The organism is Pseudarthrobacter kochi, assembly GCF_055412805.1.
Genome location: NZ_JBVAYV010000069.1, coordinates 1 through 10,295, shown reverse-complemented (window position 1 = coordinate 10,295; position 10,295 = coordinate 1). Strand labels below are relative to the sequence as shown.

The 10,295-nt window shown below is 66.8% G+C and carries 11 protein-coding genes, 1 tRNA gene and 1 pseudogene; 6 read left to right on the top strand and 7 right to left on the bottom strand.

Translation table 11 applies throughout. The features are described 5' to 3' along the window. Positions 1–105 precede the first annotated feature (105 nt). A pseudogene (locus tag ACZY0Y_RS18885) lies at positions 106–462 on the top strand (HNH endonuclease family protein); the annotation flags it as partial. A 9-nt stretch (positions 463–471) separates the two neighbouring features. After that, positions 472–924 carry a DUF1579 family protein gene (locus ACZY0Y_RS18880; protein ID WP_463959767.1) on the top strand — a complete coding sequence of 151 codons (453 nt, stop codon included), beginning with the start codon at positions 472–474 and terminating at the stop codon, positions 922–924. Between the two features lie 54 nt (positions 925–978). Here ACZY0Y_RS18880 and ACZY0Y_RS18875 read toward each other — a convergent pair whose 3' ends face one another. Beyond that, complete coding sequence (locus ACZY0Y_RS18875; protein ID WP_463959766.1) at positions 979–1,500, bottom strand: hypothetical protein; 522 nt, start codon at positions 1,498–1,500, stop codon at positions 979–981. Further along, on the bottom strand, positions 1,497–2,480 hold the full coding sequence (locus tag ACZY0Y_RS18870) for a 1-phosphofructokinase family hexose kinase (protein WP_463959764.1): 984 nt from the start codon (positions 2,478–2,480) through the stop codon (positions 1,497–1,499). The genes ACZY0Y_RS18875 and ACZY0Y_RS18870 overlap by 4 nt, the downstream gene beginning before the upstream one ends. A 136-nt stretch (positions 2,481–2,616) precedes the next feature. Between ACZY0Y_RS18870 and ppk2 the strand changes: the two genes are divergently transcribed. Then, a complete protein-coding gene (gene ppk2, locus ACZY0Y_RS18865) occupies positions 2,617–3,513 on the top strand; it encodes a polyphosphate kinase 2 (protein ID WP_463884561.1) in 897 nt (298 codons plus the stop codon). A 58-nt stretch (positions 3,514–3,571) separates the two neighbouring features. Beyond that, complete coding sequence (locus tag ACZY0Y_RS18860) at positions 3,572–4,276, top strand: alpha/beta fold hydrolase (protein WP_463959762.1); 705 nt, start codon at positions 3,572–3,574, stop codon at positions 4,274–4,276. Positions 4,277–4,286: 10 nt separating this feature from the next. On the opposite strand, the gene def is transcribed toward ACZY0Y_RS18860, so the two are convergent. From def to orn, 4 genes are all read right to left on the bottom strand, one after another. After that, on the bottom strand, positions 4,287–4,859 hold the full coding sequence (gene def / locus ACZY0Y_RS18855; protein ID WP_463959761.1) for a peptide deformylase: 573 nt from the start codon (positions 4,857–4,859) through the stop codon (positions 4,287–4,289). 46 nt (positions 4,860–4,905) lie between these two features. Beyond that, the gene (locus ACZY0Y_RS18850) at positions 4,906–6,060 is read right to left on the bottom strand and encodes an acyl-CoA dehydrogenase family protein (RefSeq protein ID WP_463959759.1); all 1,155 of its coding nucleotides are present in this window, start codon (positions 6,058–6,060) and stop codon (positions 4,906–4,908) included. A gap of 106 nt (positions 6,061–6,166) precedes the next feature. Then, positions 6,167–6,239 (bottom strand) — tRNA-His (locus ACZY0Y_RS18845). Between the two features lie 131 nt (positions 6,240–6,370). Beyond that, positions 6,371–7,000, bottom strand: a complete 630-nt coding sequence (gene orn, locus ACZY0Y_RS18840; RefSeq protein ID WP_463884569.1) for an oligoribonuclease — start codon at positions 6,998–7,000, stop codon at positions 6,371–6,373. A 159-nt stretch (positions 7,001–7,159) separates the two neighbouring features. Between orn and mptB the strand changes: the two genes are divergently transcribed. Beyond that, positions 7,160–8,707, top strand: a complete 1,548-nt coding sequence (gene mptB / locus ACZY0Y_RS18835; protein WP_463884571.1) for a polyprenol phosphomannose-dependent alpha 1,6 mannosyltransferase MptB — start codon at positions 7,160–7,162, stop codon at positions 8,705–8,707. On the opposite strand, the gene ACZY0Y_RS18830 is transcribed toward mptB, so the two are convergent. After that, positions 8,700–9,380, bottom strand: a complete 681-nt coding sequence (locus ACZY0Y_RS18830) for a DNA alkylation repair protein (RefSeq protein WP_463959757.1) — start codon at positions 9,378–9,380, stop codon at positions 8,700–8,702. The two genes, mptB and ACZY0Y_RS18830, sit on opposite strands and share 8 nt — an antisense overlap. A gap of 44 nt (positions 9,381–9,424) precedes the next feature. On the opposite strand from ACZY0Y_RS18830, the gene map reads away from it, so the two are divergent. Next, the gene (map, locus tag ACZY0Y_RS18825) at positions 9,425–10,192 is read left to right on the top strand and encodes a type I methionyl aminopeptidase (protein WP_463959756.1); all 768 of its coding nucleotides are present in this window, start codon (positions 9,425–9,427) and stop codon (positions 10,190–10,192) included. Positions 10,193–10,295 lie beyond the last annotated feature (103 nt).

Sequence of the window (10,295 nt, the reverse complement as noted above, 5' to 3'; positions counted from 1 at the left end):
ACCCCCAGGGAGACGTGATCACTCAAACGTTCCGGGGTTTCGGGCTTAATCCATCCGCTGCGAGCCATACACCAACATTAACAGAACAGACGCTAAGTAAACGGTATTGCGTTTAGCCGGGGAGCGGACAGCAGCAAGGCCGTGCAGATCGACCATGTCGTCGCACTGGGGGACGCCTGGCAGAAGGGAGCCCAGCAGTTGACTGCCGGGCAACGCGAGGATCTGGCGAACGACCCGCTGAACCTCATCGCAGTCGACGGCCCGGCCAACCAGGACAAGGGCGCGTCCGACGCCGCCACCTGGCTTCCGCCGAACAAAGCCTTCCGCTGCCACTATGTCGCCCGGCAGATCTCGGTGAAGGCAGCGTACCTGTTATGGGTCACTCCGGCGGAGAAGGACGCCATGAAGCGGGTCCTGTCCTCCTGCCCCGGACAGCAGACGATTGTCGCGGCCGCTCAGTAGACTGCAGCCATGGATATTGTCGAATACTTGACACCGCAGCTGGGCAGCCGGCAGGGCACCAACCGCCTCCGCATCATGCCGACGGACGAGTGCCAGGAGTCGGCAGCCACCGCCACGGTGAGCGTGACAGCGGCGCACTTCGGGACCATCGCCTACACGTGGTCCGACGCGGACAAAGCCCAGGACGGTCTCCTGCTGCTGGGCGGAGCCACCGCGGACGGGGAGTCGAAGGCGGTGTGGGTCGACTCCTGGCACACCGGACCGGCGTGGATGGACCTGAGCGGCGGCGTCGGCGAGGACGGCGTGCTCCGCCTGAACGGCTCCTACTCCGCCCCGACCGGCCCGGACTGGGGCTGGCGGATCCACATCAGCCCGGCGGAGGGGCGCATCACCATGCACAACGTGGTCCCCGGTCATGATGCCTACCAGGTCGTCGAACTGCTGACCCTGGTCCAGGGCTAACAACGCGGTCCTTTGCCTGGGCAGGCGGCGACCGGGCGCGGGACCGGAGTTCGCCTAGATGACGAGCCTGACAGGGCCGGCAGTCTCGGGTCCGCCGCATGCCTCGCTGCCGCCCACCCGGGTCCAGCCCAGCTGCACCTCGCGCTGGGCCAGGACGCTCCCGTCTGCGGAATATGCCTTGATGGTCACCGTTTCCGGCGACCGCATCATCAGGCTGACCTTCCAGGTCCGGTCGTCCACCCGGGACGCTGTGAAGGGACTGTAGGGCCGCCCGGACGCGGCTGCCCCGGACGCAGTTGGGTCCGGCGTGACCGGCAGGGATGTGGCCGGCCCGGGCACGGCGCCGGGGCTGACAGAGGTCTCAGGAATTCGGACCGGGCCATCGACGCGGACGGAGCAGGCGTCCGCCGCGCAGAACTCAACCAGGCTAACCTTCCCAACGTTGCCATCGAGCGACACCGTGAGGGAGTTGAACCACGCAAGGGCAGGGCAGGCGTTTGGCACGGAGCCAGAGCAGCCGGCCGTTCCCACAACAAGCAGCAGCCCGAGCGCCAGACGGACCGGTCCCGGCTTCACGTGGCGGCCCCGTCTGCATTCCCGTCTTGGGCGGCGAGTTCGGCTTCCAGCCGTTCCACATCCTCGCGGTGGCAGAGTTCGGTGGCGGACGTGGTCACCGTGGCGCTACCGGCGGCGACGGCGGCCCGGAGCGCGTCCTCGAGGGTGCGGCCCTGGGCCAGGCGGAGCACGAACGCGGCCAGGAAGCTGTCCCCGGCTCCGACGGTGCTTGTCACCTTCACCCGGGGCACGGCCAGCCGCAGGGTCCCGGATTTCGAGGCGAGCACGGCACCCTCGCCGCCCAGGGTCAGGGCGACATGTTCGGCCGAGCCGTCCGCGACCAGCGCCGCGGCCGCCTCGACCTGGCTTTCATCGCTCTCCAGGGTCGTTCCGAAGTGCAGCCCGAGCTCCCGGCGGCTCGGCTTGACCAGGAACACCCCCTCGGCGAGGGCTTCGGCCAGGGCCGGTCCGGATGCGTCCACGATGCAGCGGGCATCCTGCTGGCGCGCCAGCCGGGCCACCTGGGCGTAAAAGTCCTCCGGAACGCCCGGCGGAAGGCTGCCGCTGGCCACGACATACCCTCCCACCGGGATCGAGTCCGCCACGAGCGCCAGGCATAAGCGCCACTCGGGCTCACTCAGCTCGGGGCCCTGCAGCACGAAGCGGAACTGCTTGCCCGTCGTCGTCTCATCAACCGTGAAGTCCTCGCGGGTACTCCCGTGGATCGGCACGGCCAGGGTGGGGACGCGTTCGGCTTCGATGAGGCGGCGGTAGGCCTCTCCGGTGGGTCCGCCGGCGGTGTAGACCGCCAGGGTCCGGCCGCCGAGGCGCTGCACCACCCGGGACACGTTGACGCCGCCACCGCCGGGGTCGAGGCGGCTGGTGCCGCAGCGCAGCTTGTGGCCGCTGATGACGCGCTCGGTGGTGGTGCTGACGTCCAGTGCGGGGTTTATGGTGAGCGTGAGGATGGGCTGCATCGCCATCGGTCTGGGGGGTTCCATGGCCCAAGCATAGGAGCACGGGGTTGCTGGTGTCCCGGGGCAGGACGTCCCCTTGTGGCCGGTCGGCTGCTCCGCGAGAATGGGCGCGGCAGGATGCGCCACACGATAGTCCGGCGCAACGAGTGGAACGGGAACCATGGCACATCGCAAGGCCGGCGACGGCAAGGCCGGCTCCGGCAAGGTACAGGCCGGTCGGAAGGGCACCAAGGGGCCGGATTCAAACGGGTCAAAGCGGTTGGCCCTCAGTGTTTACGAGGCCGAACTCTTCCGGCTCCAGGCCGAGCTCGTCGCGCTGCAGGAATGGGTCCGCAGCACGGGCGCCCGCGTGCTGGTGATTTTTGAGGGACGCGACGCCGCGGGCAAGGGCAGCGCCATCAAGCGGGTCACCGAATACCTGAATCCGCGCGTTGCCCGCATCGTGGCGCTGCCGGCCCCGACGGAGCGGCAGCGCGGTGAATGGTATTTCCAGCGCTACGTCGAGCATCTTCCCGCCGCGGGGGAGATCGTCCTGATGGACCGTTCCTGGTACAACCGGGCCGGCGTCGAACATGTGATGGGATTCTGCACACCCACGGAACACAAGCGCTTTATGGCCCAATGCCCGGTCTTTGAACGCCTGCTGGTCCAGGACGGGATCCTGCTGTTCAAGTACTGGTTCTCGATCAGCCATGCGGAACAGGAGCGGCGCTTCAAGTCCCGGATGGATGACCCGATGCGGCAATGGAAACTCTCGCCGATGGACCGGGAGGCAATCCTCCGGTGGGAGGACTACTCCCGGGCCAAGGACGACATGTTCATGCAGACAGATACCGCCGAATCGCCCTGGTATGTGGTCGAGGCGGAGGACAAACGCCGCGCACGGATCAACATGATGGCCCACCTGCTCTCCAGCATCGATTACACCGAAGTCCGGATGGAGCCGGTAACCCTGCCGGAACGACCGAAGGCCGTCAACTACACGCGCCCCCCACGGGATCTTTTCCGTTACGTCCCGGACCATGCCGCCATGCTGCAAAAGTCCGGCGAGGACTAATAGTTCCGCTGATCCGGTGCCGGTGCCGCGGCTCGGCCCGGGCAGGTAGGGTACCGGCATGGACATCATCCTGGTACCCGGATTCTGGTTGGACGCCTCGTCGTGGGAGGAGGTGACCCCGGCGCTGGTCGCGGCCGGACATCAGGTCCACCCGCTCACGCTGCCCGGGCTGGAATCGGCCAACGCGCCGCGGGCGGGCATTGGACTGCGCACCCACATTGACGCCGTCGTGGCGAAGATCGACGAGTTCGATGCCCCGGTGGTCCTGGTGGGCCATTCGGGCGGGGGCGCCATCATCCACGGCGCCGTCGACTCGCGCCCGGACCGGGTGGCCAGGGCCATCTACGTTGACAGCGGTCCGCTCGGCAACGGCGGTGTTATCAACGATGAGCTGCCGGATGACGGCGACGACGTGCCGCTTCCGCCGTGGGAGTTGTTCGAAGACGAAGACCTCACCGACCTCGGCGAGGAGCTGCGGGCCATGTTCCGGGCCCGTGCCGTTCCGCAGCCGAAGGGCGTGGCCCAGGACCAGCAGCGGCTGCACGACGAGCGCCGCTATAATGTCCCGGCCACAGTCATCGCCTGCGAGTTTCCGTCCTCCATGCTGATCGAAATGATCGGGGCCGGCCACCCCTATGTCGCGGAGCTCGGCAGCGTCCGGGACGTCGACTACGTGGACCTGCCCACCGGGCACTGGCCGCAGTTCACGAAGCCCGTTGAACTCGGGGCGGCGATCCTGGCTGCCGTCGAGCGGAGACCGTGACCCCAGGACCCTAGTGCCCGAAGGGGTCCGGGTCCACACCCGGCATCCAGGTCAGCCCGGGGACGCCCCAGCCGCTCTTTTTGGCCTGTTTCATGGCCTTGCGGGCGTACCGGTCGATCAGCCGGTTGACATAGAGCTTGCCGTCGAGGTGGTCGTATTCGTGCTGGATCACCCGTGCGAACCAACCTGTCGCCTCGAAATCAACCGGCTTGCCGTCGCCGTCGAAGCCCTGCACCCGGGCCCATTCCGCGCGCTTGAGCGGGTACTGCCCGCCGGGGAAGGACAGGCAGCCTTCGTCTTCCTCGTCCGGATCCGGCAGGGCCCCGGAAATCTTGGAGAGGGTCAGCACCGGGTTGACGACGGCTCCGGACGGCGGGGCGTCGTCGTCGTTGTCGTACTTGTAGATGAAAAGCCGTTTGCCGACCCCGACCTGGGGTGCGGCGAGACCGACGCCGTTGGCGGCGTCGTTGGTCTCGAACATGTCGGCGATCAGGGTCCGGAGCTCGTCGTCGAAGACTTCAACCTCGGCGGCCCGGCGGTGGAGTACGGGCTCACCCCAGATCGTGATGGGCAGAACGGTCATGTCAGGAAAGTTCCTCTGGTGCTTGGCTGTCAAAAACGGAGCCGGGTCAGCCGGCGATGGTGCGGCCGACGACGTCGCGCATGATTTCGTTCGTGCCGCCGAAGATGGTCAGCAGCCGGGCGGCCAGGAAAGCCTGAGCCACGGGGTATTCCATGATGTAGCCGTAGCCGCCGTGCAGCTGGAGGCACCGGTCGGTGACGGACTTGGCACGCTCGGATGCCCACAGCTTCGCGCGGGCGGCGGAGGCGGCGTCGAGTTCCCCGGCGTTGAAAGCCTGGATGGCCCGGTCAACGTACGTTTCGGTGACTTCGACCTCGGTGAGGATGTCGGCCAGTTCAAAACGGCTGTTCTGGAAGTCGATGATCCGCTCGCCGAAGGCGTTACGGTCCTTCGTGTAGCGGACGGTCGCCTCGTAGACGGCGCGGACGACGGCGGAGCTCGCCACCGCGATCGCGAGCCGGCCCTGGGGGAGCTGCCCGGCGGCGTACTGCAGGCCCTTGCCCTCTTCGCCGACGAGGTCCGCGTGCGGAACCCGGACGTTGTCGAAGAACAGCTCTGCGGTATCCGAGGCCTTGAGGCCCATTTTGTCCAGCTGGTTGCCGGCGGTGTAACCTTCGCCCTTGTGGACCATGAACAGGGAGAAGGAGTCCTGCTTTCCCCGGCCGGCGCTGCCGTCGGTGCGGGCCAGGACCAGGGAGGCATCCCCGGAGATGCCGTTGCCGATGAAGGTCTTCTGCCCGGTGATCAGCCAGTCGTCGCCGTCGCGGACGGCCTTGGTGCGGATGCCGCGGAGGTCCGATCCGGCTCCCGGCTCGGTCCAGGCGATCGCGGTGACCTTTTCGCCCGAGGCCATGCCGGGCAGCCAGCGGCCCTTGAGGTCGTCGGAGCCGTAGGCCAGCAGGTGGGGGAGCACCATGTCATCGTGGAGGTGGAAGGCCAGGCCCACCGCGAGGTGGTTGCTCTTGGCGAACTCCTCGTCCAGCACGGCGCGGAAGCGGTAGTCGTTCATGCCCATGCCGCCGAACTCTTCAGGCACGGCCAGGCCCAGCAGGCCCTGCTCGCCGGCCGCCGTCCACAGCTCCCGGGACATCATGTGGTCCTTGTCCCACTGGGCGTAGTGCGGTGCGACGGCGCGGGTATTGAACTCGGCTGCCATCTCACGGAACATCTCGTGGTCTTCTTCAAAAAGCGTACGCTTCAACGCAGTTCCTTCCGTGCACGGTTCCATGGACAGACAACAAAGGCCGCACCGGATATCCGGTACGGCCTTCGTCTGAGGTCGGACAATTACTGCCGTCCTTCGTGAGGGTGAGCGACGGGGGTTGAACCCGCGACCTCCTGGACCACAACCAGGCGCTCTGCCAACTGAGCTACGCCCACCATGTGCCCCGCCATGCCCTCCGGCGAACCGGCTGGCTGAAAAGGCAACGACAAATAGCTTACCTGTTCTTCGGGGCCACTTTTGCCACTTTTCGGGATTTCGCCAAAATTTCCCGCAAACGTGGCGCAAATTACTCGGCCGGGGCCGGTTCCTCCGCCGTTCCCATGACTTTTTTGGCGATCAGCTGCGCCGTGGCGCTGTCCGGCCCCGGCGCGGGTACGAAGACGGCCTCGCGGTAGTAGCGCAGCTCATCAATGGAGTCCTGGATGTCGCCGAGGGCCCGGTGGCCGCCGAGCTTGGCGGGGGACTGGAAGTAGGCCCGCGCGTACCAGCGCCGGGAGAGCTCCTTGATGGTGCTCACGTCGATGACCCGGTAGTGCAGGTGCTCCACCAGTTCGGGCATGTCACGGACCAGGAAGACACGGTCGGTGCCCACCGAGTTACCGCCCAGCGGCGCCTTTTTCGGGTCGGGCACCCACTTCTTGATGTAGTCCAGGACGATGGCCTGGGCCTCCGCCATGGTCTTGCCGTGCGGGAGTTCCGCCAGGAGCCCGGAGCGGGTGTGCATGTCGCGGACGAAGTCGTTCATCTGCGCCAGGGCGGCGTCATCGGGCTTGATGACGACGTCGACGCCGTCACCGAGGATATTGAGCTCCGAGTCCGTCACCAGCGCGGCCACCTCGATGAGGGCGTCGTTCGTGGTGTCCAGGCCGGTCATTTCGCAGTCGATCCAGACGATGCGTTCATTAGATATAGGCACGCGCCCAGCCTACCGTTTCGCCACCGCCGGACGGTCCGGTGCTAAGATTTCGGGTACGCGTGCGTCGAAATTTTTCGTCATCGCGGCGCGCCCCCCGGCCCGTTCAAACGGCCGGCTGAGGGCGGGAAAGTGCCCCACAACAGATTGGACGATCCTGAGATGACGGCGCCTGCAGGGAAAACGGCTGCCGGCACGTCCCCGGCGGCAGCCGTTGCTGAAGTCGACAACGCCCGTTCGCCGCTTCTGGCAGGATTCATCGGCTCTCTCTTTATGGCGATCGGTTCGCTCGGCGTGGGCTGGCTCGCGCCGGCTTCCGAACTCCGGCGTGTGCCGCTGTTCATCTGGATGCGCACCGAGGCAGTCGGCGTCGGACTGTGCATTGTGCTGCTCGCCGTCGGCGGGATGCTCCTCGTCCGCGCGTGGCTCCGGCTCGGACAGCGCGTGCGGGTCTGGGGGGCGGAGGCCCGCAAGGCCACACTGCAGGCGGTTGTCCTGTGGGGGCTGCCCCTCATGTTCTCCGTTCCGCTGTTCAGCCGCGACGTCTACGCCTATATCGGGCAGGGCCGCCTGATGGTGGAGGGCTTCAACCCGTACGAAAACGGCATCTCCGCGCTGTCGAACTATTTCCAGCTCGGCGCCGATAAAATGTGGACCGAGGCGCCGGTACCGTATGGCCAGTTCTTCCTCTGGATCGAGCAGTTCGTCGTCTGGTCCACCAACGTGCATCCCGAGGGCAGCATTATGCTGTTCCGCCTCGCCGCGCTGGTGGGGATCGTCCTGTGCATCATCTACGTGCCGAAACTGGCCGAACTGCACGGTGTCAACCCGCACCGCGCCCTGTGGCTCACCGCTGCCAACCCGCTCTTCCTGACCAACTTCATCGCGAGCGTCCACAACGACGCCCTCATGATCGGTCTGGCCCTGGCCGGGCTGTACTACTGCGCCACCCGGCGTGTCATCCTCGGCCTGGTCCTCGTGACCCTGTCCATCTCGGTCAAGCCCATCACGATCGTCTTCCTGCCCTTCATCGGCCTGCTGTGGGCGGGAAAGAACGCCAGCTGGCCGCGGAAGTTCGTTTTCTGGGGGCTCACCGCCGGCATCAGCCTGGCCCTGCTGTACGCCATGAGCCTGGTCAACGGCTTCGGCTTCGGCTGGATCAACGGACTCTCCGCCCCGGGCAGCATCTGGATCTGGTATGCTCCCGTCGGGCTGCTGGGCCTCGTGGTTGCCTCGATCTTCAACGCCTTCGGACTCGACGGCTGGGGGCTGGCCAAATGGGTGTACGACGCCGGCAAGGTGCTGGCGCTCGGCATCATCGCCTGGCAGATCTTCCGCGGCGACTATGACCGCCTCATACGGCGCCTCACGCTGGCGTTCGCCGCCGTCGTCGTCCTCGCCCCGATGATCCAGTCCTGGTACGTCGTCTGGCTTATCCCGCTCTTCGCCGTCACCGGCATCCGTGATGACTGGCAGGTCAAGGCCCTGTACTTCATCGTGTCATTCTTTATGGTCTACGCGATCTCGGACCAGCTGGAAGTCTTCCCCTACCTGCAGACCGCGGATCTCGGCCTGGCGCTGGCCCTGGCACGCAACGCTGCCGCGATCATTGCCCTGCTCTTCGCCCTGTACCTGATCTTCCTGGACCCCAGGACCAAGCTGCTGTTCAGCAAGTCCGAGGAACCGGTCACCACCCGCCCGGTCATCTAAGCTTCCGTAGCGCCTCCCGGCGGGACAGCGGGCTGAGTGCCTCGCCGTGCCGTGCCGCGAAGTCCCGGACCCAGCCAGGGTCCGTGGCGGCGTAGTCACGCAGGGCCCAGCCAATCGCTTTCCGGATGAAGAACTCGGGGTCGGCCAGGTTGGACTCGATGACCGCAGCGAGCAGCGCAGGGTCGGTGGCGGATTTGGCGCCCAGCTGCGCCGTGATGGAGGCCCGCCGGATCCAGAAGTCCGCGTCGGTGCTCCAGCCGAGCAGTACGCGGGACATGTCCTCCCGGTGTGTCTGCAGCAGCTCGCACAGCCGGTGCGAGACTCCGTCCACCAGATCCCACCAGGCGCCACTGCGGATGATCTCCTCGTAGAGAGGGAGCATGCTCAACTCACCCGCGGCCAGCCTCAGACCGGTCAGGTCGATGGCCGCATAGCGTTCCTCCCGCCAGCGTGCGCCCCGCCACAGCTCCAGGACGTCGGACTGCAGCTCCTCGAGGGAACCGGGAGCCAACTCCGTGGCGGCGGCCCTAACGATCCGCCGGACCTCCGGAACCCGGACCCCCAGCGAGGGCATATCGGATTTCATATAGGCCTGCGCCCCCGCCGCCCGGACGGGATCGGCTGTCGCGGACAGTCGTAGGCGGATCGCGGACATCAGCTCAGGGTTGGCCATGAGGCAACTTTAGCCACGCCGCGGCTGGCCCTAGAGTTGAAGGCATGTCGATGATCAAGACCCCAGCCGAGATAGCCCTGATGCGCGACGCCGGCCGGGTGGTGGCCAACACGCTGGAACGCGTCCGGGAGGCTGCCGCTGTCGGCGTGTCCCTGAAGGAACTGGACGAGGTGGCCGCGGCGACCATTGCGGCCGCCGGAGCGACGCCGGCCTTCCTGAACTACAAGCCGCGGTGGGCTTCGGTGCCGTTTCCCGGGGTCATCTGCACGTCCGTGAACGACGCCGTGGTGCACGGCATCCCCAACGGTTACCGGCTCCAGGACGGGGACCTGCTCAGCGTGGACTGCGGCGCGTTCCTCGAAGGCTGGTGCGGAGACGCGGCCATCAGCTTCATCGTGGGCACCGCCGACCCGGTGGACCAGGCCCTGATCGACGCCACAGACGCTGCCCTCGCCCGTGGCATCGAGGCTGCCCGGATCGGCAACAAAATGGGGGACCTCGGCTACGCGATTGGCGGGGCAGCACGCCGCGCCGGCTACGGGCTGCTGGCAGACCATGGCGGCCACGGGATCGGCAAGACCATGCACGCCGAGCCGCACGTTCCCAACGACGGCCGGCCCGGCCGCGGCATCAAGCTGACCGAGGGCCTGGTCATCGCGATCGAACCGATGCTCATTCTGGGCGGCAAGGACGATTACTTCCACGACGACGACGAATGGACCCTGCGCTCGGCGAACGGCCGCCGCGCCGCCCACAGCGAGCACACCGTGGCCGTCACGAAGGATGGCCCGGTCATTCTGACCCTGCCTTAGCCTTGATCCACCGATGATGGTCGGGGCGCCGACGGCGGTTTAAACCGAGAATGCCCGTCTTTTCAAGGAAAATGGAGCTTGTCTAGAACCCATTGACCACCGA